The 24612-nt window shown below is 72.5% G+C and carries 22 protein-coding genes and 1 pseudogene; 11 read left to right on the top strand and 12 right to left on the bottom strand.

Annotated elements, in window-relative coordinates; translation table 11 throughout:
* Nucleotides 1-96 precede the first annotated feature (96 nt).
* Entirely contained in the window at nt 97-3039 is a 2943-nt protein-coding gene (locus tag F4559_RS25095; RefSeq protein ID WP_184672647.1) for an AfsR/SARP family transcriptional regulator, read from the bottom strand.
* A gap of 297 nt (nt 3040-3336) precedes the next feature.
* Nucleotides 3337-5142 (bottom strand): AMP-dependent synthetase/ligase, encoded by a 1806-nt coding sequence (locus tag F4559_RS25090; protein WP_184672644.1) that lies wholly within the window; start codon nt 5140-5142, stop codon nt 3337-3339.
* A gap of 95 nt (nt 5143-5237) precedes the next feature.
* Here F4559_RS25090 and F4559_RS25085 point away from each other — a divergent pair, with 95 nt between their 5' ends.
* From F4559_RS25085 to F4559_RS25060, 6 genes are read left to right on the top strand one after another with little or no spacing between them, the layout of a single operon-like run.
* Nucleotides 5238-5636 (top strand): polyketide cyclase / dehydrase and lipid transport, encoded by a 399-nt coding sequence (locus tag F4559_RS25085; protein WP_312865812.1) that lies wholly within the window; start codon nt 5238-5240, stop codon nt 5634-5636.
* Between the two features lie 10 nt (nt 5637-5646).
* The gene (locus tag F4559_RS25080; RefSeq protein WP_184672642.1) at nt 5647-6438 is read left to right on the top strand and encodes a metallophosphoesterase family protein; all 792 of its coding nucleotides are present in this window, start codon (nt 5647-5649) and stop codon (nt 6436-6438) included.
* 18 nt (nt 6439-6456) lie between these two features.
* Nucleotides 6457-6894: an SRPBCC family protein gene (locus F4559_RS25075; RefSeq protein WP_184672640.1), complete on the top strand. Its 438-nt coding sequence runs from the start codon at nt 6457-6459 to the stop codon at nt 6892-6894.
* A complete protein-coding gene (locus F4559_RS25070) occupies nt 6891-8081 on the top strand; it encodes an ArsA family ATPase (protein ID WP_184672638.1) in 1191 nt (396 codons plus the stop codon). The genes F4559_RS25075 and F4559_RS25070 overlap by 4 nt, the downstream gene beginning before the upstream one ends.
* Before the next feature lie 5 nt (nt 8082-8086).
* Nucleotides 8087-8392, top strand: a complete 306-nt coding sequence (locus tag F4559_RS25065; RefSeq protein ID WP_312865811.1) for a hypothetical protein — start codon at nt 8087-8089, stop codon at nt 8390-8392.
* Nucleotides 8386-9339 (top strand): ROK family protein, encoded by a 954-nt coding sequence (locus F4559_RS25060; protein ID WP_184672634.1) that lies wholly within the window; start codon nt 8386-8388, stop codon nt 9337-9339. The genes F4559_RS25065 and F4559_RS25060 overlap by 7 nt, the downstream gene beginning before the upstream one ends.
* Before the next feature lie 509 nt (nt 9340-9848).
* On the opposite strand, the gene F4559_RS25055 is transcribed toward F4559_RS25060, so the two are convergent.
* Nucleotides 9849-10286 carry a hypothetical protein gene (locus F4559_RS25055; protein ID WP_184672632.1) on the bottom strand — a complete coding sequence of 146 codons (438 nt, stop codon included), beginning with the start codon at nt 10284-10286 and terminating at the stop codon, nt 9849-9851.
* A 185-nt stretch (nt 10287-10471) separates the two neighbouring features.
* Between F4559_RS25055 and F4559_RS25050 the strand changes: the two genes are divergently transcribed.
* From F4559_RS25050 to F4559_RS25040, 3 genes are all read left to right on the top strand, one after another.
* Nucleotides 10472-11194, top strand: a complete 723-nt coding sequence (locus F4559_RS25050) for a lysophospholipid acyltransferase family protein (RefSeq protein ID WP_184672630.1) — start codon at nt 10472-10474, stop codon at nt 11192-11194.
* A 20-nt stretch (nt 11195-11214) separates the two neighbouring features.
* Nucleotides 11215-11727, top strand: coding sequence for a polyadenylate-specific 3'-exoribonuclease AS (locus F4559_RS25045; RefSeq protein ID WP_184672629.1), 513 nt, complete (start codon nt 11215-11217; stop codon nt 11725-11727).
* Nucleotides 11728-11806: 79 nt separating this feature from the next.
* Nucleotides 11807-12832 carry a 6-phosphofructokinase gene (locus tag F4559_RS25040; RefSeq protein WP_184672627.1) on the top strand — a complete coding sequence of 342 codons (1026 nt, stop codon included), beginning with the start codon at nt 11807-11809 and terminating at the stop codon, nt 12830-12832.
* 65 nt (nt 12833-12897) lie between these two features.
* On the opposite strand, the gene F4559_RS25035 is transcribed toward F4559_RS25040, so the two are convergent.
* The 4 genes and pseudogenes from F4559_RS25035 to F4559_RS25025 all read right to left on the bottom strand — a co-directional run bounded on the left by F4559_RS25035 (nt 12898) and on the right by F4559_RS25025 (nt 15331).
* Entirely contained in the window at nt 12898-13701 is an 804-nt protein-coding gene (locus tag F4559_RS25035; protein WP_246446340.1) for an IS3 family transposase, read from the bottom strand.
* A gap of 47 nt (nt 13702-13748) precedes the next feature.
* On the bottom strand, nt 13749-14072 hold the full coding sequence (locus F4559_RS35500) for a helix-turn-helix domain-containing protein (RefSeq protein ID WP_246445261.1): 324 nt from the start codon (nt 14070-14072) through the stop codon (nt 13749-13751).
* Between the two features lie 21 nt (nt 14073-14093).
* Nucleotides 14094-14216, bottom strand: a pseudogene (locus tag F4559_RS36920) (helix-turn-helix domain-containing protein); the annotation flags it as partial.
* Between the two features lie 98 nt (nt 14217-14314).
* Nucleotides 14315-15331, bottom strand: a complete 1017-nt coding sequence (locus F4559_RS25025; RefSeq protein ID WP_184672624.1) for a DUF2891 domain-containing protein — start codon at nt 15329-15331, stop codon at nt 14315-14317.
* A 64-nt stretch (nt 15332-15395) separates the two neighbouring features.
* Here F4559_RS25025 and F4559_RS25020 point away from each other — a divergent pair, with 64 nt between their 5' ends.
* A complete protein-coding gene (locus F4559_RS25020) occupies nt 15396-16784 on the top strand; it encodes a class II 3-deoxy-7-phosphoheptulonate synthase (RefSeq protein WP_184672622.1) in 1389 nt (462 codons plus the stop codon).
* Between the two features lie 51 nt (nt 16785-16835).
* Here the strand turns inward: F4559_RS25020 and F4559_RS25015 are convergent, their stop codons facing one another.
* On the bottom strand, nt 16836-18809 hold the full coding sequence (locus F4559_RS25015; protein WP_184672620.1) for a Stk1 family PASTA domain-containing Ser/Thr kinase: 1974 nt from the start codon (nt 18807-18809) through the stop codon (nt 16836-16838).
* A gap of 184 nt (nt 18810-18993) precedes the next feature.
* Between F4559_RS25015 and F4559_RS25010 the strand changes: the two genes are divergently transcribed.
* A complete protein-coding gene (locus tag F4559_RS25010; protein ID WP_312865810.1) occupies nt 18994-19359 on the top strand; it encodes an Rv2175c family DNA-binding protein in 366 nt (121 codons plus the stop codon).
* A 94-nt stretch (nt 19360-19453) separates the two neighbouring features.
* Here F4559_RS25010 and F4559_RS25005 read toward each other — a convergent pair whose 3' ends face one another.
* From F4559_RS25005 to F4559_RS24990, 4 genes are all read right to left on the bottom strand, one after another.
* The gene (locus F4559_RS25005; RefSeq protein ID WP_312865809.1) at nt 19454-20329 is read right to left on the bottom strand and encodes a phytoene/squalene synthase family protein; all 876 of its coding nucleotides are present in this window, start codon (nt 20327-20329) and stop codon (nt 19454-19456) included.
* The gene (gene mptB, locus F4559_RS25000; RefSeq protein WP_312865808.1) at nt 20326-21807 is read right to left on the bottom strand and encodes a polyprenol phosphomannose-dependent alpha 1,6 mannosyltransferase MptB; all 1482 of its coding nucleotides are present in this window, start codon (nt 21805-21807) and stop codon (nt 20326-20328) included. Before mptB ends, F4559_RS25005 begins: the two co-directional genes overlap by 4 nt.
* Nucleotides 21808-21950: 143 nt before the next feature.
* Nucleotides 21951-23447, bottom strand: coding sequence for a phytoene desaturase family protein (gene crtI, locus F4559_RS24995; RefSeq protein WP_184672614.1), 1497 nt, complete (start codon nt 23445-23447; stop codon nt 21951-21953).
* Nucleotides 23448-23449: 2 nt separating this feature from the next.
* Nucleotides 23450-24517: a polyprenyl synthetase family protein gene (locus F4559_RS24990; protein ID WP_184672612.1), complete on the bottom strand. Its 1068-nt coding sequence runs from the start codon at nt 24515-24517 to the stop codon at nt 23450-23452.
* Nucleotides 24518-24612: the final 95 nt, after the last annotated feature.

Genomic DNA, 24612 nt, shown 5'->3' with positions numbered 1-24612 from the left:
CACCCGAACACACAACTCGCGGTGCCCGAGTGCACAACTCGCGGTGTCTGAACGCATAACTCGCGGTGTCCGGACGTACGACTCGCGGGATGGGGGTCACCCGAAAGGAGGTGCCTGAGTGTGTGTTTCGGGGTGCCCGAGTGGAGGACTCGCGAGCTCGGCGGGGAGGCACAGGCCGAGCTCGGCGGTCAGCGCCGCGGCCTGGTCGGCCAGCATGAGCGACTCCGCCAACTCGCCCTGGACCCGCCGCAACCCCGCCAACCCGGACAACGCCCGCGCGAGCCCCGCCCGGTACCCGATGGCCCGTGCCTTGGTCGACGCCTGCTGGTACTGCGCATCGGCGAGATCGAGCGCCCCCAGCCCCCTGTTGGCCGCGGCCATCACCGTCAGCACGTCCGTCGTGATCCGCTGATCGGCACCGTCGCGCAGCTCGGTCAACGCCCGGTCCGCCAACGACAGCGCGGCCCCGTGATCACCCGCGCGCAGCCGCACGTACGCCGTGGTCTCCAGAACCCGGGCGGCGGCATCGGTGAACCCCGACGCGACGCTCGACCGCAACGCCTCGGCCAGGTGCTCGTCCCCGTTCCCGCCGGTCAGGTGCAGGGCGAGACCGAGCAGGGTGCGCGCGCTGATCCCGGCGACGCGCAACCCGTGCGCCGTGCTGATCGACAACGCCTCGGTCAGCAGCACGACGGCCTCGGCCGGTTCGCCGGTCTCCACGGCCAACGCGCCCAGTCCGACCAGCACGCCCGCCTCGCCCGACCGGGCGCCGCCGGTCTCGCGCTGGAGGGCCAGGCACGCCTCCAGCTCGTCCCGCGCCGCCGCCAGGTCGCCCGCCTCCAGCCGGACCAGCCCCAGTCCCGCCCGGACGCCGGCCTCCGCGTCCCGGTCGCCGTCCAGCCGGTGCAGTTCGACCGCGCGCGTGTAGTGCGAGATCGACGTGCCGAAGTCGCCGAGGCGGCGGTGGAGCGTGCCGAGGTTGCGGTGCATCGCCGCTTCGCCGGCCCGGTCGCGCTGGTCGTGCGCGGCGACGAGCCCGTAGTGCGCGCTGCACAGCCATTCCGCCACGTGCCGGCCGATCCACAGGTAGCCGCGCAGCCCGTCGGCCAGCCGCCACGACAGCGCGGCCGGTCCGTGTTCGGCGGCCGAGCGGATCGCGGACGTGAGGTTGTGCAGTTCCGCGTCCAGCCAGGCGCGCGCATGCGCAGGGGTGTCCACGGCCGGCACGCGCGGGTGCCGGCGTTCGGGCGCGGGCAGGCGCACCAGGTCGGGGTAGAGCACCTCGGCGCACCGGTCGACCGTCGCCGCGTAGTACTCCAGCAGCCGTACCCGGGCCGCCGCGCCGTCGGCGACTTCCGACTCCCGGGCGAACCGGGCCAGTTCGTCGTGGAATCCGTAGCGGTCGCCGTGCCGGACCAGCAGTCGGACCGCGGCGAGCCGGTCGAGCGATTCCGCCGCCTCGTGCACCGGCACGTCCGCCAGGTTCGCCGCCGCCTGCGCGTCGAAGTCCCCGCCCGGCACGACGCCCAGCAGCCCGAACAGCCGTCGGGTCGCGGGGGACTGGCGTTCGTGCGCCAGCCGCGCCGGGGTCCGGTCGCCGAGCGCGGCCAGGTAGTGCCCGACCGGCTCGTCCCCGATCGAGGCCGCCGCGATGCCCAGCGTCAACGGCAGGTGTCCGCACCGCCGCGCCAGTTCGGCCGCCGCCGGACCCGACCGGCCCAGCAGGGTCTGCGCCTCGGCCGGCGTGAGCACGTCCAGCGGCACGGGTCGCGCACCGTCCACCGCGATCAGCCCACGCAGGTCCGACCGGCTCGTCACCAGCACCGGGCACGCGGCCACACCGGGCAGCAGCGGCCGGACCCGGTCCGGTGCCGCCGCGTTGTCCAGCACGATCAGCATCCGGCGCTGGGCCAGCAGCGAGCGGAACAGCGAGCCGCACTCGTCGACGTCGCCCGGTATCCGTTCCGGCGGCACGCCCAGCGCCCGCAGGAACCGCGACAGCACGTCGATCGTCTCGGCCGGCGGCCCGGCCGTGTAGCCGCGCAGGTCCGCGTAGAGCAGGCCGTCCGGGAACCGGTCGCGCAGCCGGTGCGCCACGTGCGTCACCAGGGCCGTCTTGCCCACGCCCGCGACGCCCGCGACCACGACGATCGGCACGGCCGTGCGCGACCCGTCCGGCGCGATCAGCCGGGTGATCCGGTCGACGGCCGCCGCCCGGCCGACGAACCCCGGCACGTCCGGCGGCAGCCCGCGCGGCACGTCCGGGTCCCGCCCGCGGCGGGGCAGGGCCAGGCCGGGGTCGCCGACGAGGATCTTCTGGTGCAGTCCGCGCAGTTCGTCGCCGGGTTCGACGCCGAGCTGCTCGCCGAGCACGTGATCGGCCCGGCGGAACGCCTCCAGCGCCTCGGCCTGCCGGCTGCCCCGGTGCAGGGCGAGCATGAGCTGCGCCCAGAACCGCTCTCTGAGCGGGTGGTCGGCGGTCAGGCCGCGCAGTACCGGCACAAGCCGTTCGTGGCGTCCTAACGCGAGTTCGACGTCGTTGCGCTCTTCGTGCGCGATCATCAGCCGCTCGGCCAGCCGGGGCACCTCGTCGTCGCGCAACGCCGACGACGGCACGTCGGCCAGCGCCTGGCCCCGCCACAGTCCCAGCGCCTCGGCGAACAGGTCCGCGGCCGTGCCCAGGTCGCCCGCCCGCGCCGCCGCGCTCGCCCGTGCCGCGGTCGTGGTGAAGCGGTGCACGTCGACGCGTTCCGGCGGCACCACCATCCGGTACCCGTCGGCGGTCGTGCGGATCAGCGAGGGGTCGCCCAGGAGCTGGCGCAGCCGCATCACGTAGGTCTGGAGCGTGCCCCGGGTCCGGGCCGGCGGCGCCTGTCCCCACAGGAACGCGACCAGGTCGCCGACCGGCACGACACGTCCCGCCCGCAGCAGCAACGCCGCCAGCAGCGCCCGGTGCTTGCCCGCGCGCACGGGCACGAGCCGATCGTCCAGCCGTACCTGGAGGGGCCCGAGCAGACCGAACCACGGACCCGACGCCATGACCGTCCCCTCGCTCCGTTCTCCGCGCGTCCCCAGCCTAAGCGCGCGCTGACGGAGCGAGTCATCGCCGCGTCAGCGATACGACAGCGCGCTCGGGCAGTCTTGAGGAGTCCCGGTCGGGGGACCGGGACGACGAAGCTCATCGGGTCCGCGTGAGCGGATACGCGATCACTGGGGGTCGAGTGGCCCGCACCACGTGGTGCGGGCCACTCGTCTTGTTTGGCCCATGGTCCCCCAACGGGGGACCTTTGTGAAGCGGATCACGTCGATCCGCGACCGATGGATCGTGAGTCCACCTCACGCGTACAGCGACTCGATGTCCCGCCGGTAGGTGTCCGAGACGACGGACCGCCGCAGCTTCAGACTCGGGGTCAGCTCGCCGCCGGCCTCGGTGAAGTCCACCGGCAGGATGCGGAACCGGCGGATCGACTCGGCCTTGGACACCGCCTGGTTGGCGTCGTCGACCGCGGCCTGGATCTCCGCGCGCAGGTCCTCGTCGTCGAGCAGGTCGGCGACGCCGGCGGTGGCGGGCTTGCCCGTCCGCTCGCGCCACGCCGGGAAGAACTCCGGGTCGACGGTGATCAGCGCGCCGACGTAGGGCCGCGCGTCGCCGACCACCATGCACTGGCTGATCAGCGGGTGCGCCCGGAGCCGGTCCTCGAGCTGGGCCGGCGAGACGTTCTTGCCGCCCGCCGTCACGATGATCTCCTTCTTGCGTCCGGTGATCTTCAGGAAGCCGTCGTCGTCCAGCGCGCCGAGGTCGCCCGAGCGGTACCAGCCGTCGACCAGCGACTCGGCGGTGGCCGCCGGGTTGTTCCAGTAGCCGGTGAACACGATGTCGCCCTTGATCAGCACCTCGCCGTCCTCGGCGATGCGCAGCGAGGTGCCCGCGACCGGCCGGCCGACCGTGCCGACGCGGAACGCCGACTCGGTGTTCACGCACGCCGCCGCGCTGGTCTCGGTGAGGCCGTAGCCCTCGTACACCGGCACGCCCACGCCCCGGAAGAAGTGCGCGAGCCGCGAGCCCAGCGGCGCGCCCCCGGACACCGCGGCGACGCACCGGCCGCCCAGGGCCGCCTGGAGCTTGCCGTACACCAGCTTCGCGAACAGCGCGTGCTTGATCCGCAGCCCGAGGCCGGGCCCGCCTTCGTCGCGGGCCTTGCTGAAGGCGACGGCGGTCTGCTCGGCCGCGTCGAAGATCTTGCCCTTGCCGCCGGCGTGCGCCTTCTGCTTGGCGCCGTTGTAGACCTTCTCGAACACGCGGGGCACGGCGACGACGAACGTCGGCCGGAACGACTGGAGGTCGTCGACCAGGTTGCGCACGTCCGGGGTGTGGCCCAGCGTCACGCGCGCGGAGAACGCGGTCAGTGCGATCGCCCTGGCCAGGATGTGGGCCAGCGGCAGGAACAGCAGCAGGGCGTTGCCCGCGCGCATCAACCGGGGGAACGCGTTGATGTCCGACCGGACCTCGGCGAGCAGGTTGCGGTGCGTCAGCTCGCAGCCCTTGGGCCGGCCGGTGGTGCCCGAGGTGTAGACGATCGTCGCGATGTCGTCCGCGCCCACCTCGGTGCGCCGGGCGCGGGCGTCGTCGTCGGACACCGCGGCGCCCAGCGCGGTCAGCTCGTCGATCGCGCCGGCCACGCCGTCGCCGGGGCCCTCGATGCGCCACACGCTGCGCACCTCGGGCAGGTCCGCGACGACCGTGTCCACGGTCGCGTGGTGCGCGGCGGTCTCCACGAACAGCGCCTTGGTCGCCGAGTCCGACAGGATCCACTCGATCTGCTCGGCCGACGACGTCTCGTAGATCGGCACGACCACGCCACCCGCGTGCCAGATCGCGAAGTCCAGCAGGGTCCACTCGTACCGGGTCTTGGACATCAGGCCGACCCGGTCGCCGACCGCCAGCCCGCTCGCGATCAGCCCCTTGGCGACCGCGAGTACCTGGGCGGCGAAATCGCGCGACGTCACGTCGACCCACGTGCCGTCGATCCGGCGCCGGAAGCTGACCGCGTTGCCGAAGCGCTCCGCGTTCGCCCACACCATGTCGGTGAGGTTCTCCTCGGCTGCCACAGTGGCGGTGGCGGGGACGCTGAACTCGCGCACGTCGACCTCCGGGACGGGGGAATTGTTACCGGTGGGGAAACTTATCCTGTGATTCCGGCGATACACCAGGCTGCCGGGCCGTCCGTGACCGTGTCGTGGCACTGTTGCCGGTCGTGGCCGGTGTGGACGTCGTCGACGAGACCTTCCTGGCGGTGCCGCCCGCCGTCGTGGCGGCGGTGTTCGCCGATCCGGCGGCGTGGCCCGGTTTCTGGCCGGACCTCCTCCCCGCCGTGTACGCCGATCGCGGCGTCGAGGGGATGCGCTGGACGGTGACGGGCGCGCTCGTGGGCTCCATGGAGGTGTGGCTGGAGCCCATGTCGGACGGGACGTTGCTGCACTACTTCCTGCGCGCCGAACTGCCGGGCACGCCGACGCCGCGCCGGGTGCGGGCCGAGATCCGGCGCCGGCAGCTCGCCGCGAAGGCGGTCGCGTTCGGGCTCAAGGCGTCCCTGGAGGCGGGACGACCCGCCGGGGTGGCACCCCCGCTGCCGTAGATTCGATGCCGTGCGCGTTCACGTCGTGTCGGATGTCCACGGCAACGCCGAGGCGCTCGCCCGTGCGGGCGACGGTGCCGACGCGCTGGTCGTGCTGGGCGACCTGCTGGACTTCGTCGACTACTACGACCACGGCAACGGCATCCTCGGCCGCATCTTCGGCGCCGAGAAGGTGCGCGTGTTCGCCGAGATGCGCACCGGTCGGATGCCCGTCGAGGCCGCGCTGTACCTGCGGTCGCTGTGGGCGCAGGTCGACGACGCCGCCGAGGTGGTCCGCGAGGCCGTGCTGGAGCAGTACGAGCGGCTGTTCGCGGCCATGCCCGCGCCGACCTACGCGACACCGGGCAACGTGGACAGTCCCGAGCTGTGGCCCCGGTTCGCGGGCCGGGGCGTGCACGTGCTCGACGGCGAGGTGGCCGAGATCGGCGGCCTGCGGTTCGGGTTCGTCGGCGGCGCGCTGCTGCCGCCCGCGTTCGCGCCGCGTCGGCGTGGCGGGCCGTGGCACGCGTACCTGCGCACCGAGGAGGACTTCGGCGCGGCGGCCGTCGGACTGACCGATGTGGACGTGCTGTGCACGCACATCCCACCCGCCGTCGCGGACCTGACCTACGACGTCGTGGCCCGGCGTCCGGAGTTCGGCTCGCACGCGCTGCTGAAGGTGATCGAGCGGGACCGGCCGCGCTGGTCGGTGTTCGGGCACGTGCACCAGCCGTTGAGCCGGCGGGTCCGGATCGGGCGCACGGAGTGCGTCAACGTCGGGCATTTCCAGCGCACCGGCACGCCGCACGTGCTGCGCTGGTGACCGGGTAGCCTCCCCGGCATGGCCGACGAGTCAACCCAGTCCATCGTCATCGACGCGGCAGCGGACCGCATCGTCGACGTGATCGCCGACTTCGCGACGTATCCCGAGTGGGCGAACGGGGTCAAGGCGACCGAGGTGCTGGAGACCCGCGCGGACGGCCGGGCGGCGCAGGTGCGGTTCAACATCGACCAGGGGCCGATCAAGGACGAGTACGTGCTCGCCTACGACGAGTGGTCGCCGGGCCTGATCTCGTGGCACCTGGTCAAAGGGCAGATGCAGAAGTTCCAGGAGGGCACCTACCGGCTCACGCCCAAGGGCGGCGGCACCGAGGTGACCTACACGCTGTCCGTGCAGCTCGTCGTGCCGATGATCGGGCTGTTCCGGCGCAAGGCCGAGAAGATGATCATGGACACCGCGCTGAAGGAGCTCAAGCGCCGGGTGGAAAAGGCGGGATGAGCGCCCGCCTGCTCCTGTTCACCGGCAAGGGCGGCGTCGGCAAGACCACGCTGGCCGCGGCCACCGCCGTCGCGCTCGCCGCCGCCGGCCGCAAGACCCTGGTCGTGTCGACCGACCCCGCGCACTCCCTGGGCGACGCGCTGGGCGTGCCCGCCGGCGCCGACCCGGTCGAGGTCGAACCCGGACTGCACGCGGCCCAGGTCGACCCGCGTGCCCTCGTCGACGAAGCGTGGCGCGACCTGCGCGGCCACCTGCGGACGCTGCTCGCGGGCGCGGGCGTCGACGAGCTGGCGGCCGAGGAGCTGACCGTGCTGCCCGGCGTCGAGGAGCTGCTCGCGCTGGCCGAGGTGCGCCGGTTCGTCGCCGAGGGGCCGTGGGACGCGGTGGTCGTGGACTGCGGTCCGACCGCCGAGACGCTGCGGCTGCTGGCGCTGCCCGAGGCGCTGGCCTCGTACCTCGAACGGCTGTTCCCGACCCATCGGCGCGTGGTGCGCGGACTGCTGGCCGGCGTCGCGGGCAGCGCGCAGGTCGACCGCTGGGACGCGACCGCCGACGCCCTGGGCCGGCTCGCCGAGCGCCTCGAGCGGCTGCGTGACCTGCTGACCTCGCCGGACACCGCCGTGCGGCTGGTGCTGACGCCCGAACGCGTCGTCGCCGCCGAGACCCGGCGGACCGCGACCGCGCTGGCGCTCCAGGGGATCGCCGTGGACGGCGTCGTGGCCAACCGGCTCGTGCCCGATCCCGGCGCCGAGACCGGTGCGGCGGCCTCGTGGCTGCGCACCCGGCGTGCCGAGCAGGAGGCCGTGCTCGCCGGACTGGACGGTCTCGGCGTGGTGCGCACTGTCGGTCACCGCGCGCAGGAACCTGTCGGCGTGGCCGAACTGCTCGCGGTCGCCGAGTCGCTGTACGGGGGAGCGGACCCGCTCGACGGCGTCCGGTCCGGATCCGCGGCGGCGGAGATGTCCCGCGACGGGGACGACTACGTGCTGCGGATCGCGGTGCGCGTCGGCGACTCCGACCTCGGCCTGGCCCGCGTCGGCGACGAACTGGCCGTGACCGTGGACGGGCGGCGTCGGCTCGTCGCGTTGCCGTCGCTGCTCAAGCGCTGTGTGGTGACCGGTGCGGAGTTGGACGCCGAGAGCCTGGTCGTCCGCTTCCGGCCCGATCCCGACCTCTGGATGCGGTGATTCCCGTGGACGCCGACCCGATCGACGAACTGCGCCGGCTGCTGGACGTGGCGGCCGACCGCTTCCAGCCCTGGCTGAACCGACTCGCCGCCGAGGAGGGGCACGACCCGGGTGCCTGCGGCTGGTGCCCGGTGTGCAACGTGGCCGCGGTGCTCAAGGGCGACCGGTCGGAGTTGGCGGCCAAGGCAGCCGAGCACGTCGTCGGGCTGATCGCCGTGCTGCGGGCCGCATTGGACCGCCCGCCGGCCGCCGCCGAGGACTCTCCCGGGCCACCCCACGTGCAGCACATCCCGGTCGTCCGTCGGTGCTGACGATCGGCCTCGACGTCGGCGGCACGAGCGTGCGCGCGGGCGTGGTCACCGGCGACGGCGAGGTGCTCGACACCGTCCGTGCGGCGACACCCGGCGGCGTGGCGGCGTTGGAGGACGCGATCTGCGGTGCGATCGCGGACCTGGCCGCGCGGCACCCCGTGACGGCCGTCGGGCTCGCGGTGGCGGGGTTCGTGGCGGCCGACCGGCGGACCGTGCTGTTCGCGCCGCACCTGGCGTGGCGGCGGGCGCCCGTGGCCGAACGCGTCGCGCGGCGGGTGGGACTGCCCGTCGTGCTGGAGCACGACGCCAACGCGGCGGCGTTCGCCGAGTACCGCTTCGGCGCGGCCCGGGGCGCGCGGGTGGCCGTGCTGGTCGCCCTGGGTACCGGGATCGGCGGGGCGCTGCTGGTCGACGGGGTGTTGTTCCGGGGTGCGCACGGCGTGGCGCCTGAGCTGGGACACCTGCGGCTCGTGCCCGACGGGCGGCCGTGCCCGTGCGGGCGTGCGGGCTGTTGGGAGCGGTATTGCAGCGGGACGGCCCTGGCCACGACCGCCGTCGAACTGCTGGCGCGGTATCCGGGCTCGTCGACCGTGCTGGCCCGGGAGGTGGTGGGCAACGGTCGTGTGGTGACCGGTCGTCGGGTGGCGGGCGCGGCCCGGGACGGCGATCCGGTGGCCCGTCGCGCGCTGGCCGACCTGGCCCGCTGGCTGGGTGACGGCCTCGCCCTGGTGGCCGACGTCTACGACCCCGAGGTCGTGGTGGTCGGCGGCGGGGTGTCCGAGTCGGCGCCCCTGTTCCTGGACGACGCCCGTGAGCGCTACGCGTCGGTCATGACCGGCGCCGGCCACCGCCCGCCGGCCCGCATCCGCACCGCCCAGCTCGGCGACGACGCCGGTCTGGTGGGCGCCGCCGTCCTGGCCCGCGAGTCCTCCACCCGGACACCCTGAACTACGCACTCGGGCCCCTTCCCCTCCGTAAACGCGCGAGTTATGCGTTCAGGCACCGCGAGTTGTGCGTTCAGGCACCGTGAGTTGTGCGTTCGGACAGCCCGAGTCGCGTACTCGCGCACCTCGGGCCGCGCACCGGGCATGTGAGCCCCGTACCCGGGCACCCTGAAACGCGCACTCGCGCATCCGGGCCACGTGCCTGGTCGTCGGGGCCACGTCCTCACCCGCCGCCACCTCCGTGAAGCGGCCGGACTCGCAGCGCCCGACCGTGCGACTCGCGGGTCCGAACGCGTGCCTCGGTAGCCCTGCGGCGGGACTCGCGGCTCCTGCCCCGAACTCAGGGGTCCGGCCCGTGGCGCCTGAACGCACAACTCGCGGTGCCTGAACGCATAACTCGCAGTGCCTGAACGCACAACTCGCGGTGCCTGAACGCATAACTCGCGCGTTTGCGAGAGGGAAGGGTGCCCGAGTGCGTAGTTCGGGGCGTTCGAGTGGAGGACTCGCGAGCGTCAGAGGACGGCGCCGTCGTCCCAGCCGGAGTCGGGGGGCGGGTTGTTGCGCAGACGCAGCAGCAGCCAGCCGACGCCCGAGCACAGGACGACCAGGGCCAACGGCGTGCCGATCCGCGACGACAGCCCGAACAGGCCCGGGAAGACCAGCAGCACGACGCCCAGCAGGATCAGCGCCAACGCGGCGATCGTGCCCTTGCGCAGCATGGGCAGTGGCGGGGGCTCCGGCGGCACGTAATGGTCCGCGGGATCGTCTTCCTCGTCCGCCACGTCCACCGGCGCCGGGCGGTCGACGTGCCGGTCGACCTCCTCGGGCGGCTCGGGCTTCTCGTCCGGCCACGAGGTGCCGACGCCCTCGCGTTCCAGGCTCGCGACGATCTCCGCGAAGGCAGCGTCCACGTCCTCCGGGCCGTCGGTCGAGTCGCGTCGGGAGTTCATCGGCGTGCCCCAGCCCTCCGGTCGTGAAGGCGCCCTGCCCTGCTTGTGTCCATCGTCCCACGACCGCGTTGTGTTGCGGATTACGGCAGCCGGAGGGTCTTCCCGGGCACCGGCTTCGTTGTGCCCCGTGAGGTCCGCTCCGTAGGCTGGTGCGGGTCACCGCACGTCGAGGAGGCGTTCCCAGGGTGCTCTACTGGTTGATGAAGCACGTCTTTATCGGGCCGATCCTGAAGTTGTTCTTCCGTCCGCGCATCATCGAGGGCGCGGAGAACCTGCCCGAGTCCGGTGGCGTCATCCTCGCGAGCAACCACCTCGCGGTGTCCGACTCCTTCTTCCTGCCGTTGAAGCTGTCCCGCCGGGTCACGTTCCCGGCGAAGATCGAGTACTTCACGGGCAAGGGTGTCAAGGGCGCGATCAAGCGGTGGTTCTTCTCCGGCGTCGGCCAGGTGCCCATCGACCGGTCGAGCGCGAGTGCGGCCCAGGCCGCGCTGGACACGGGCGTGCGGATCGTGCGCGAGGGCAAGGTGCTGGGCATCTACCCGGAGGGCACGCGTTCCCCGGACGGCCGGCTCTACAAGGGCAAGGTCGGCGTGGCCTGGATCGCCCTCGAATCCGGTGCGCCGGTCATCCCGGTCGCGATGTTCGGCACGGACAAGGCCAACCCCATCGGCTCGAAGATGTGGCGGCCGTACCCGATCCGGATCAAGATCGGCAAGCCGCTCGACTTCTCCCGCTACGCCGGCCTGTCCGGCGACCGGTTCGTGCTGCGGTCGATCACCGACGAGATCATGTACGCCCTGATGGAGCTGTCCGGCCAGGAGTACGTCGACGTCTACGCGGCCAAGGCCAAGGAGACCGCCGACGAGACCTCCGCCGCCGACCGGCTCCCCGACAAGAAGGCCGGCTGATCGCCACCTAGGGTGGTGCCGTGCGGTTCTTCTACGACTGTGAGTTCATCGAGGACGGGGTGACGATCGACCTCGTCTCCATCGGCGTGGTCGACGAGGAGGGCCGCGAGTACTACGCCGTGTCGACCGGGTTCGATCCGGCCAAGGCCGGTCCGTGGGTGCGGGCCAACGTGCTCAACCAGCTCCCGCCGCCCGCCGATCCCGCGTGGCGCAGTCGTGAGCGGATCAAGAAGGACCTGATCGACTTCTTCGGCGGGCCCAAGGCCAACCGCGACGACGTCGAGCTGTGGGCGTGGTTCGCCGCCTACGACCACGTGGCCCTGGCCCAGTTGTGGGGCGCGATGCCCGCGTTGCCGCGCATGCTGCCGCGCTTCACCCGCGACCTGCGCCAGCGCTGGGAGGACGTGGGCAAACCACGCCTGCCGCAGCCGCCCGCCGACGCGCACGACGCGCTCGCCGACGCCCGCCACAACCTGGCCCGGTGGAAGGTGATCGAGGCCGAACGGAACCGCCGGGGCTTCGTGGTCCGGTGACGGGGCGCACCCTTGCTGCACCGATCCAGTCCGTGACAGTCTAGGGTGACCGACGCCACGAGAAGATTGGCTAAGCAAAATGCGCATTGGTGTGCTCACCGGCGGTGGCGACTGCCCCGGCCTCAACGCGGTCATCCGCGGCGTGGTCCGCAAGGGCATCGAGGTCCACGGCTGGGAGGTCGTCGGCTTCCGCAACGGCTGGCAGGGTCCCCTGGAGAACCTGACCCGGCCGCTCGGACTGCCCGACGTCGAGGACATCCTGACCCGGGGCGGCACGATCCTGGGCTCTTCGCGCACCAACCCGTACAAGGTCGAGGGCGGTGTCGACAAGATCCGCGAGGTGCTCGCGGCCAACGGCGTCGACGCCCTGGTCGCCATCGGCGGCGAGGACACCCTCGGCGTGGCGAAGAGGCTGACCGACGACGGCATCGGCGTCGTCGGCGTGCCGAAGACCATCGACAACGACCTGGGTTCGACCGACTACACGTTCGGTTTCGACACGGCCGTGCACATCGCCACCGAGGCGATCGACCGCCTGCGCACGACGGCGGAGTCCCACCACCGCGCGCTGGTCGTGGAGGTCATGGGCCGCCACGCCGGCTGGATCGCCCTGCACTCGGGCCTCGCGGGCGGCGCGAACGGCATCCTCGTGCCCGAGCGTCAGTTCAGTGTGGAGAAGGTCGTCGAGTGGGTGGAGCGCCGCTTCGAGCGCGAGTACGCCCCGATCATCGTGGTCGCCGAGGGCGCCATCCCCGAGGGCGGCGCCGAGGTGCTGCACTCGGGCGAGAAGGACGCGTTCGGCCACGTCCGCCTGGGCGGCGTCGGCCAGTGGCTGGCCGAGGAGATCGCGGAGCGCACGGGCAAGGAGTCGCGCGCGGTCGTGCTGGGCCACGTCCAGCGCGGCGGCACGCCCACGGCCTACGACCGCGTCCTGGCCACCCGGTTCGGCCTGCACGCGGTGGACGCGGTCGCCGAGGGCGACTTCGGCGTCATGGTCGCACTCAAGGGCACCGACATCGTCCGCGTGAAGCTGTCCGAGGCCACCGCCGAGCTGAAGACCGTTCCGACGGAGCGCTACTCGGAGGCCGAGGTCTTCTTCGGCTGATCGACCCGGAAAGGGCCGTGCCTCCAGTGAACTGGTCCCCGAAAGTTGGACTGGCTAACTGAAGGTTAGGCCGCGAGGGCCTGGGCTCGGTATTGGACCGGGCTCAGGCCCTTGAGCGTGGTGGAGATGCGGGTGGTGTTGTACCAGTCGATGTACTCGTGCAGTGCCGCGGTGAACTCCTCGACGGTGTCGAACGTGGTGTGGTGGAACAGTTCTTCCTTCAGATGTCCGAAGAAGTTCTCGGCGACCGCGTTGTCCAGGCAGTTGCCCCGCCGGGACATCGACTGGGTCAGACCGGCATCGGCCAGTAGCCTGCGCCAGGTGACGTGCTGGTAGTGGAAGCCCTGGTCGGGGTGCACCAGTGGTCTGGCCGCGGCGGGCAGGGTGGCGATCGCGGCGCGCAGTGAGGAGTTCGTCAGCTCCAGCGACGGGGACAGGCCGCAGCTGTAGGCGATCACGGACCGGTCGAACAGGTCGATCACCGGCGACAGATAGATCTTGCGGTCACCAACGCGGAACTCGGTGACGTCGGTGACCCATTTCGTGTCCGGAGACGAGGCGCCGAACTCGCGGTTGAGCAGGTTCCCGGCGGTGGTGCCGGTCTGCCCCTGCCAGGACCGGTGGCGGCGTGGCCTGCGGACCTTGCAGACCAGGCCGAGGGTGTTCATCAGCTTCAGCACCGTCTTCCTGGCCACCCGCCGGCCCTTGCGGCTCAGCACCAGGTGAACCCGCCGATGCCCGTAACGGCCATGGGCGGCCTCGAACTCCTCGGTGATCGCGGTCTTGAGTTCGGCGTGCGGGTCGGGCCGGGCCAGGCGGGCCTGCTGGTAGAAGAACGTCGAGCGGGCAAGGCCCGCGGCCTTGAGCAGCGCCGCGAGCGGATACTGAGCCTTGAGGGTGGCGACGACCTGGGTCTTCAGTCTCGCCCCTGCTCCTTCAAGGCCCGCAGTTTTTCCAGGTACGCCACCTTCGCGGACAGCTCCAGGTTCTCCTGCCGCAACCGTTCCAGCTCGCTGAGCCCGGTGGTGCCGGCGGGCTTGGCAGGCCGGCCTTTCGGCTTGGGCCGCAGCGCGTCCTCGCCGTCACGCCGGTACAACCTGGCCCAGGTCTCGACCTGTTTCGGCGAGGCCAGGTCATGCTCACGCGCCAGCTCCAGCGCGGACGCCCCACCGTCGACGAACCGGCGCACGACCTCCAGCTTGAACTCGAACGTGAACGACCGCCTGCCCTGTTTGGCCATCAACGCTCCCGCGCCCCGCAGCCTCCAACGATCATGCAAGCGTCGCACCGCTGTCGCGGGCACACCCAGCCGGGTCGCGACAGCGTCCCTGCCCCACCCGGCCTCGAACAACACGACAGCGGACTCCCGCTGCTCCTCTGACAACGAACTGCGTGGATGCAACGAACCGCTCCCCGGACAGTCGGAACTGGATTCCCAGTCCAACTTCCGGGGAGCGGTTCACCAAGGGGCGCGGCCCTTTTCTACCCCTTGAAAGCACCGACGCCCAGGTACAGCGCGTAGGACCCGACCCAGTGCTCGGTCGCGTAGCCCTGGTCGAACACGTACCGCCACCCGGCGTCCGCGTGGGCCGCCGCCGCGTCCGACGCCGGCGTGCGGAACCGGTGGTCGGGCGGCAACGCCTCGCCGATCGCACGCCACTGCCACGCCCGCGACAACGCCAGTCCCACGAGGTGCGCGCCGTAGGGGTCGGACGCGTCCTCGACCTCGACGGGCGAGCGCAGCACCCGCCACCGGTCGCCGCCGAGATCGGGCAGCAGCTCCTCGAACCACGACACGAAGTCGTCGGCCGGGAGCACCCGGCGCATCAGGTCGGCCTCGGTCAGGATCGGGGACAGGAAATCCGGTGCGTCGGGCTCGAAGCCGCCGTAGCCGCGGTCCCCGGAGTACCACCGCAGCGCGGCCGATTCGCACGCGGCGGCCAGGTCGACGTCGTCGACCGCCCGTGCCGCGTCCAGCACCAGGCCGGCCGCGAACGCCGTGTTCCCGTGCGTGCCGGTCCGGACGGGCAGCCGGGCGCCGGCGATCCAGGACCGGAAGCGGTCACGGATCGTCGAGGTCAGGGGTTCGAGTTCGGCCGCCCACGGCGATTCCCACGTGTGCAGCTCGGCGGCCAGCGTCAACAGCCACGCCCACCCGTAGGGCCGCTCCCAGTACGACCCCTGCGGGCCGTCGAAGAACGCGGCCTCGGTACGGCTGCCGTCCAGGGTGATCAACGAGTCCAGCGTGTCCGACGCGTCCTCCGCGCCGGCCAGCGTGGGCCACAGGCGCAGCAGTCGCACGATCTGCCACGTCTGGTGCACGCACGAGTGCCAGTCGAACGACCCGGCGAACACCGGGTGCAGCTCCCGCTGGGGCACCAGCCCGCCGTCGGCCGACACCACGTGGACCCAGTGGACCGGGTACTCGCGCCGCACGTTCTCCACCGCGACCGCCAGCAGCCGTCCGGCCGTGGCGTCGTCCAACCGCTTTTCGGGCATGACTCTCATCATGACCGGCCCTACCGGTGGCAGCGCCTTGCCCTCGACGGCCTACCCTTAACACGTGAACTGGACCGTGGACGTGCCCGTGGACACGCTTCCGGAGCTTCCGCCCCTTCCGCCCGAGTTGCGCACCCGTCTCGACGACGCCCTCGCCCGGCCTGCCCACCAGCAGCCCGAGTGGCCGAACGCCGAGCAGGTCGACCGGGTGCGGGCCGTGCTGGAGAGCGTGCCGCCCATCACCGTGCCGGCCGAGATCGACCGGCTGCGCGACAACCTGGCCGAGGTCGCTCGCGGCGAGGCGTTTCTGTTGCAGGGCGGCGACTGCGCGGAGACGTTCGCGGACAACACCGAGCCGCACATCCGCGCCAACGTCCGGACCCTGCTCCAGATGGCGGTCGTGCTGACCTACGGCGCGAGCCTGCCCGTGGTCAAGATCGGCCGCATCGCCGGCCAGTACGCCAAGCCGCGCTCGTCGAACATCGACGCGCTGGGCCTGCCGTCCTACCGCGGCGACATCGTCAACTCGCTGGTCGCCACGCCCGAGGCCCGCGTGCCGGACCCGTCGCGCATGATCCGCGCGTACGCCAACGCGGGTGCCGCGATGAACCTGCTGCGGGCGATGACCCAGGCGGGCATGGCCGACCTGCACCGGCTGCACGACTGGAACAAGGACTTCGTGCGCACGTCGCCGGCCGGCGAGCGGTACGAGGCGCTGGCCGCCGAGATCGACCGCGGTCTGCGGTTCATGTCGGCGTGCGGGGTGAACGACACCTCGCTGCACACGACGGAGATCTTCGCCTCGCACGAGGCGCTGCTGCTCGACTACGAGCGGGCCCTGCTGCGGCTGGACACGAACAGCGACCAGCCGAAGCTCTACGACCTGTCGTCGCACTTCCTGTGGATCGGCGAGCGGACCCGTCAGCTCGACGGCGCGCACATCGCGTTCGCCGAGCTGCTGGCCAACCCGATCGGCCTGAAGATCGGTCCGACGACCTCGCCGGAACTGGCGGTGGAGTACGTCGAGCGCCTGGACCCGCACAACCAGCCCGGCCGGTTGACGCTGATCAGCCGCATGGGCAACGGCAAGGTGCGCGACGTGCTGCCGCCGATCGTCGAGAAGGTGACCGCGTCCGGCCACCAGGTGATCTGGCAGTGCGACCCGATGCACGGCAACACGCACGAGTCGTCGACCGGCTACAAGACCCGGCACTTCGACCGGATCGTGGACGAGGTCCAGGGCTTCTTCGAGGTGCACCGCCGGTTGGGCACCCACCCCGGTGGCATCCACATCGAGTTGACCGGCGAGGACGTCACCGAGTGCCTCGGCGGTGCCCAGGAGATCTCGGACACCGACCTGGCCGGCCGCTACGAGACCGCGTGCGACCCGCGCCTGAACACCCAGCAGTCGCTGGAGCTGGCGTTCCTGGTCGCGGAGATGCTCCGCAGCTGAAGCGACCCGCGAAACGGCCCCCGGCAAGCGCCGGGGGCCGTTTTCGTCGTCCTACAGGGCCATGATCGTGACCGTCGAGCCCTTGGGTGCCTTGGTGTCGGCCTGGGGCGACTGGCCGATGACGGTGGCCCGCTCGCGCTTGTTGTACTGGATCTCGACCTTGAAGCCGGCCCGCTCCAGGATCTCCTTGGCCTCCTTGACCTTCTTGCCCTGGAGTTGGGGCACGGTCACGGCGTTGGACAGCGTCACGACCACGCGCCGGTCGTTGCCGGTCACGTTGGTGCCCGCCGGCGGGTCGGTGCGCACCACGCGGTCGCCCTCGACGGTCGGCGAGAACTCGGGCGGACCCTCCTCGGGCGTGAAGCCCGCCGCCGTCAGCGCGCCGAACGCCTCGTCCTTGGTCTTGCCGACGACCTGCGGCACGGGCTTGGGCTCGGGACCCTTGCTGATCAGGATGCGGACCGCCGAGCCGATCGGGACCTCGCTGCCCGACGTCGGGTTCAGCGACACGACCTTGCCCTTGGGCACCCGGTCGCTGAACAGCGTGTCCTGTTCGTTCTGCTGGGCGACCAGGCCGACGGACGCGATCTCCTGCTTGGCGACCTCGACGTCGGTGCCCGCCGCGATCTGCGGGACGACCGGACGGCCGCGCGACACGAGCACGCGGACCAGGTCGCCGCGCAACGCCTCGGTACCGGCCGGCGGGTCGGTGCTGATCACCTGGCCGCGCGGGACGTCGTCGCTGTTCTGCCCGCTGACGGTGAACTTCAGCGCGGCGTCGTCGAGCATCGACCGCGCGGCCTTCTCCTCCTGGCCGACCACGGCGGGCACGCTGGTGACCCGGCCGACGGTCATCCACCACGCCGACAGGCCGACCAGGATGCCCACGACGACGACCACGCTCGTCCACGTGATCATCTGCCGCTTGCCACGCTGCCGCATCTCTTCGAGGAGCTGCTCGGGCGTCTTCTTCCGCCGCTTCTTGCGCTGACCGGAGGGTCGCGCGGGCCGCGGTGCCGCGATCTCGCCCAGGGGGATCGCCACGGTGCCCTGGGGGCCGTCCGGGTCGATCCGGCGCACGGGCACGGTGAGTTCGGTCACGGGCGCGCCCAGGTGCACGGTCTGCTCGACGCGCATGGTGGCGGGTTCGGGCGCCACGGGCGTGCCGGGCACGGGGACGTCGACCGGCGTGATGCCCAGCGCGGCCCGTGCCGCCTCGACCTCGCCCAGGAACGCGTCGGCGTCGGCCGGGCGCAGGAACGGTTCACGCCGGGTCGAGCGCCGGACCAGTTCGGCCACCTCGGCGGGGTGGTCGGTCAGCGGCGGCACGTCCTCGGTCGCGTGCCGGTGCGCGACCGAGGACGCGTCATCGCCGACGAACGGCGGCGTGCCGGTCAGCATCTCGTACAGCAGCACGCCGGCGGCGTACACGTCGCTGCGCGCGTCCGCCGATCCGGTGGTCACCTGTTCCGGGGAGAGGTAGGACGCGGTGCCCAGGAGCGTGGTGTCGCCGGAGGGGCCGGCCGCGGACACGGCGTGCGCCAGGCCGAAGTCGGCGACCTTGACCGTGCCGCCGCGGCCGATGAGCACGTTCTCGGGTTTGACGTCGCGGTGCACGAGGTCCGCCCGGTGCGCGGCGGCCAGCGGGGAGAGCACCTTCTCCAGCACGCTGAGCGCGAGCGGCACGTCGAAGGTGCCGCGCGCGGCCATGAGGTCGCGCAGCGTCCCGCCCTCGACCAGCTCCATGACCAGGTAGACGCGTTCCTCGTCCACGCCCTGGTCGTGCACGGCCACCACGCCGGGGTGGTGCAGCCCGGCCGCCGCCCGTGCCTCGCGCTCGAATCTCGCCACGAACGCGGGGTCGGCGGAGAAACGGGGGTCCATGACCTTGATCGCCACGGGTCGTTCGAGACGGGTGTCCACGCCGCGGTAGACGGTGGACATGCCACCCCGTGCCACCAGGGCACCAACGCGGTAGCGTTGTTCGAGCAGCCCGCCGATCACGTTCGTCGCCGACCTTTCCACGATCGTGGATCGTACGGTGGGGTGAAAGTGCCCCGTGTCGTGTGATGGAGGATCGCGTTCCGTGTGTGAGGTTCGTGTCAGGTCCTGAGGGAACGGCCGGTGTCCGGCAGGCGGCCGGTGGATGTACCGCTTCCACCCGGTTGGCGCAGGGCATTGCTCCCGTCGTTGTGGCATCGTGACGCTTGTGAGTGCGATTCCTGCCGCTGCGGATGTCCTGGCTCCCGACGTTGAGGTGTTGGACCTGCCCGAGGTCGCGGAGCGTCTGTCCCTCCCGGTCACCCGGGTCCACCAGTTGCTGCGCGACGGTCAACTCCTCGCGGAGCGCCGGAACGGCGTGCTCGTCGTACCGGCCGATTTCCTCGCCGCGGGCGGGGTGGTCAAGGGCCTGCCCGGCACCATCACGGTGCTGCGCGACTCCGGCTACTCCACCGAGGAGATCCTCCGGTGGCTGTTCACCGACGACGACACCCTGCCCGGCACGCCCATCGAGGCGTTGCGCGGGGACCGGGGGCGCGAGGTCAAGCGCCGCGCGCAGGCGATGGGTTTCTGATCACTTCGAACACGTCGACCGGGCGGCACCCGCCGCCCGGTCGGGCTTTTTCCGGCCTTGTCTTTTCCGGCCTTGTCTTTTCCGGGGGCCTGGCTCAGCGGGCCAGCAGGGCACCGACCAGGCCCGGCACGGCCACCGCCAACCGGCGTCCGGTCGGCACGACCACCCGCCGCGCGAACACCTCGCAGTCCGCCGCCACGATCCGGTCCAGGATCTCGCGGTACAGCGTCGCCGCGGTGCGCACGCACGGCCGCGCGGACGGCGCCAGCAGGCAGATCCCCGCCTCGGCCTCCCGGTACACCGCGTACGTCACCGCGACCAGGTGCCGCAACGCCCGGCGCACCCGCTCGTCCACCCGCCCGGTCCGCCGGCAGCGCGTCAGCCGCTCCCGGTCCACGCCGTAGGCGGCCAGCACGTCGCCCGGCAGGTACACCCGGCCCCGGTCCAGGTCCTCGGCCACGTCGCGCAGGAAGTTCGTGAGCTGGAACGCCCGCCCCAGCGCCGCCGCGGCCGGTTCCGCCTCGGTGCGCGGCACGACCGTGCCGAACACCGGCAGCAGCCAGATCCCGACCACCTCGGCCGACCCGCGCACGTACCGGCCCAGCGCGGCCATGTCCGGGTACGAGACGACGTCCAGGTCCATCCGCATCGACGCCAGGAAGTCCCCGAACAGCCCCGGGTCCAGGCCGTGCCGGCGGACCGTGTCGGCCAGGGCGAGCAGCACGGGTTCCGGCGTCGGCCGGCCCGCGAGCGCGTCGTGCAGCCGCTTCTCCAGCCGGTCGAGGTCGCCCGCCGGATCGGCCGAGGTGCCGGAGTCCACGATCTCGTCGGCCAGTCGCGCGAACCCGTACAACGCGTGCACGGCGGGTCGACGCGCGGGCGACAGCAGCCTGGTGGCCAGGAAGAACGTGCGTCCGTGCCGGGCGTTGGACTCGCGGCAGTGCGCGTACGCCGCGGCCAGGTCGGTCACGTGTACCTGCCGGAGAGCCTCAGCGGGTCCGGCCTGGTCGACGTCACGCAGGCCAGCGCCGACACGCCGGCGGCGAGCACCAGGTAGCCCCACGAGTACAGCGCCGTGTTGCCGTCCGGGAACGTCACCAGCAGCAGGAACACCGAGAAGAACGTGGCCCGGTTCAGCGCCGGCGTCGTCCACGCCAGGCCCGCGCCCAACACCAGCGCCCAGCTGAAGTACCAGGGCAGCGTGGCCGGCGAAAGCAGCGCCAGGGCCAGCATGGTCAACGCCGCGTGCCGGATCGCGCCCGGCCCGCCCTCGTCGGCCGCGCGCCACTGCCGCCACGCCACGTAGAGCAGCAGCAGGCTGCCGAGGCCGCGCGCGATCGTCATGAACACGCCCGGCTCGACGGAGACCACCAGGTTCGTGACCGTGAAGGCGAAGTCGCCGACCGCGCTGGGCAGCGACAGCCAGTTGACGATCGTCGAGGACGTGCCCAACGCCGGGATCCAGCCCAGGTCCAGGCCCGCGATCGCGGTCGTGGCCGCGAACACGCCGACGAACGTCATGCCGCCCGCCGCGACCGCCTTGGCCAGTTGGGCGTTGCGCGACCCGGGCATCCGCCGCGCCCACACCAGGACCAGGAACGGCACCGCGATCACGGCCGTCGCCTTCACCGAGAACGCCAGGGCGACCAGCGCGATGCCGAACACGTGCCGCCGGTCGAGCACGAGCAGCACGCCCGCCGCCATCAGCCCGACCATGATCACGTCGTTGTGCGCGCCGCCGATCAGGTGCACCAGCATCAGCGGGTTCGCGCCCGCGAGCCACAGGGCCACCGCCGGCCGCCCGCCGAGGTGGCGGGCCAGGCCCGGCAGCGCCCAGCAGACCAGGACCAGCCCGAGGGCCAGCACCAGGCGCATGGCCACGACGCCGCCGATCACGCTCGCGTTCGTCGCCCACACGACGCCCTCGGCGAGCATCATGAACAGCGGACCGTACGGCGCGGGCGTGTTCTGCCACACCCAGCTCACGTTGTCCGACAACGGGCTTTGGAGCACGGCGGGGCCGACCTCGTACGGGTCCAGGCCGTTGAGCGCGAGCTGGCCCTGCGCCAGGTAGCTGTAGATGTCCTTGCTGAACAGGGGCGGCGCGAACAGCAGCGGCAACGTCCACGCGACCACGGCCGTGAGCACGGCCGCCGAGCCGACGTGCCGGTTGCGCACCATGCGCCCCAGCCGCACCCACGCCCAGACCACCAGGCCCAGGCCGATGTACAGCACCGCCGTCGCCAGGTCGTGCCCGTGGCCGTAGCGGATCCAGCTCAGCGACGTGTCGGTGAGCAGGGGGTCGCGCTTGAGGGTGGCGCCCGCGCCGGTGCCGCCGAGCGCGATCAGCATGACGCCGGCGACGCCGAGCAGGATGGTGCGGATCGGGATGCCGCGCGGGTCGTCGTGCTCTCCGGCGGCTTCGACCCGGGTAGCGGCGAACCGCACCGGGTCGACAGGAGCGGCGCTCGATCGGGGAAGGGACGGTGTCGCGGCCATCGCGGCAACATCGTCGCACAACACCGAGGGCGGTCGGCACGCAATGGCGAACACGTGTGACAGCCTCGTGATCATGATCGTTCCGGGGATCGTCACCGGCCGCGCGCCGGCCGTGCCGCGACCCGTCGGCCGCGCGTGGCGCCGGTCACGCCGGTGATCCGCTGCGCGGCGAGCCGGCCGGAGATCAACACCGGCGGCACGCCGACGCCCGGCGTCGTGCCGCAGCCCGCCAGCACCGCGTTGTCCACGCCCGACAGCAGGTTGCGCGGCCGGAACGGGCCGGTCTGCGCGAACGTGTGCGCGGCCGAGAACGGGGTGCCCGCCGCGAGGCCCATACCGGCCCAGTCGTGCGGCGTGACCAGGCGTTCGACCTCGATCGACGCGTCGAGCCCGGTCAGGCCGCGGGCTTCGAGCGTGCCGACGACCTCGTCCCGGTAGGCCGGGCCGACCCGGTCCCAGTCGATGCGGCCGGTGCGCAGGTTGGGCACCGGCGCGAGCACGAACAGGCCCTGGTCCGGTGCGGCGGTGACCAGCAGCGACGGGTCGCTCATCAGCGTGCCCCGCCGGGTCAGCTCGGTGAACGTCCGGTCCCACGCCCGGCCGAAGAAGATCGTGTGGTGGGCCAGTTCGGGCCAGCGCCGCCGGGTGCCCGCGTGCAGCACGACGGCCGACGGCGACCACGTCACCGGCAGCGGCCGACGCGGCCGGTGTCCCAGCAGCCGGTAGGACACGGGCAGGTCCGGGGTGAGCACCACGGCGTCGCACGGGATGCGCTCGCCCTGGGCGGTGCGCACCGCCTTCACCCGCGACCCGATCCGTTCCAGCCACGCCACCCGCGTGCCGAACCGCAGGTCGGCGCCCGCGTCCCGGGCGGCGGCGGCGAGCGCGTCCGGCAGCGCGCGCATGCCGCCGCGCGGGTGGTAGACGCCCGCGATCGTGTCCATGTACGCGATCACGGCGTACGCGGCGAGCGCGCGCTTGGGCGGCACGCCCGCGTACAGCGACTGGAACGAGAACACCCGGCGCAGCCGCTCGTCGCGCAGGAACCGGCCGATGGCCGGCGCGAGCCGGGAGAAGCCGCCCAACGCCGCGAGCTTCGCCAGCTCCGGGGTCAGCAGGTCCAGCGGCGAGTCGAAGTTGGCGCCCAGGAACGCGTCCCGCTCGACCCGGTACAGGTCGGTCAGCCAGGTCCGCAGCGCCCGGTAGCCGGCCGCCTCGCGCGGTCCGGCGAACCGGCGCACCTCGGCCTCCATGGCGTCCGCGTCGGCGTGCACGTCCAGCGTGCTCCCGTCGGCGAACCGCGCCCGGTAAGCCGGGTCGACGGGCAGCAGGTCGAGCCGGTCGGCCAGGGTCTCGCCGACCGCGCCCAGCGCTTCGTCGACCAGTTCGGGCATGGTCAGCACGGTCGGACCGGTGTCGAACGGGTACCCGTCCAGGTCCAGCCGGCCGGCCCGACCGCCGGGCACGTCGTCGCGCTCGACCACGGTGACCCGGCGACCCGCGCCGAGCAGGTGCAGGGCTGCGGACAGCCCGGCGAGGCCGGCGCCGACCACCACGACGTGGTCGGTCGGCCCGTTCACCGCGCGCATGCTCAGTACGTCCTTCTGGTCGCGCTCACCGCCAGCTCGGCGAGCCGGTCGCCGGCGGGTTCGGCCACGGGCGCCCGGTCGAGCGCGCGCAGCGCCGACTCGGTCAGCTCGGTGATCCGTTCCTCGACGGCGGCCACCGCGCCGACCTCGACCAGCCGGGCGCGCACCTCGTCCACGGTCGCGACGTCGAGGTCCGGCCGGCCCAGCGCGTGCTCCAGCACGTCCGCGCCGCGCTCGATGCCCAGCGCGACCAGCAGCGTCCGCTTGCCCTCGCGCAGGTCGTCGCCCGCGGGCTTGCCGGTGACGGTCGGGTCGCCGAACACGCCGAGCAGGTCGTCGCGCAGCTGGAAGGCCACGCCGATGTCCGTGCCGAACGCGCGCAGCCCGTCGATCAGCTCCGGCGACCCGCCGCCGATGGCCGCGCCCATGTGCAGCGGCCGTTCGACGGTGTACGCGGCGGTCTTGAGCCGGTCGATGCGCAGCGCGGCGTCGGCCGAGGCGTCGCCGCGCACCTGGGTGAGCACGTCGAGGTACTGGCCGGCGAGCATCTCGGTGCGCATGTCCCGCCACGGCAGGCTCAGCCGCTGCAACGCGTCGGTGGGCAGCCCGGCGGCGAACAGCATGTCGTCGGCCCAGGCCAGGGCCACGTCGCCGATCAGCACGGCGGCGGCGAGCCCGAACCGCGCGGGCTCGCCGAGCCAGCCCTGTTCGCGGTGGCGGCGGGCGAACTCGACGTGCACGGTCGGCCGGCCGCGCCGGGTCTCGGAGGCGTCCATGAGGTCGTCGTGCACGAGCGCGCACGCCTGGATCAGTTCGAGCGAGCTGACGGCCGTGAGCACGGCCTCGGCCTGCGCGCACTCGGGGTCGCCGCCGGCCGCCCGCCAGCCCCACCAGGCGAACGTCGGCCGGATGCGCTTGCCGCCGCCGAGCACGAAGTCGGCCAGGGCGTCCACCGCGCCGGTGAAGTTCGCCTCCATCCGCTCTCCCAGCGACCGGCGGTCGGCGAGGTAGCCCGCCAATGCTGCGTCGACGTGCTTGGGCAGATCCAGGTCCAACGGGTGGAGCGGCACCCGTCTATCGTCTCCCCAGCGTGGTCACGGCGTCCGACCGGGGTGCTCGTTCCATCTGGTGAAAGAGTCCTCCCACCTCTCGGACCGCCTACTAG

The organism is Saccharothrix violaceirubra (assembly GCF_014203755.1).
In the GTDB taxonomy this organism is placed as follows: domain Bacteria; phylum Actinomycetota; class Actinomycetes; order Mycobacteriales; family Pseudonocardiaceae; genus Actinosynnema; species Actinosynnema violaceirubrum.
The sequence above is the reverse complement of the archived record's forward strand: the minus strand, read 5'-3'. Positions and strand labels throughout refer to the sequence as shown.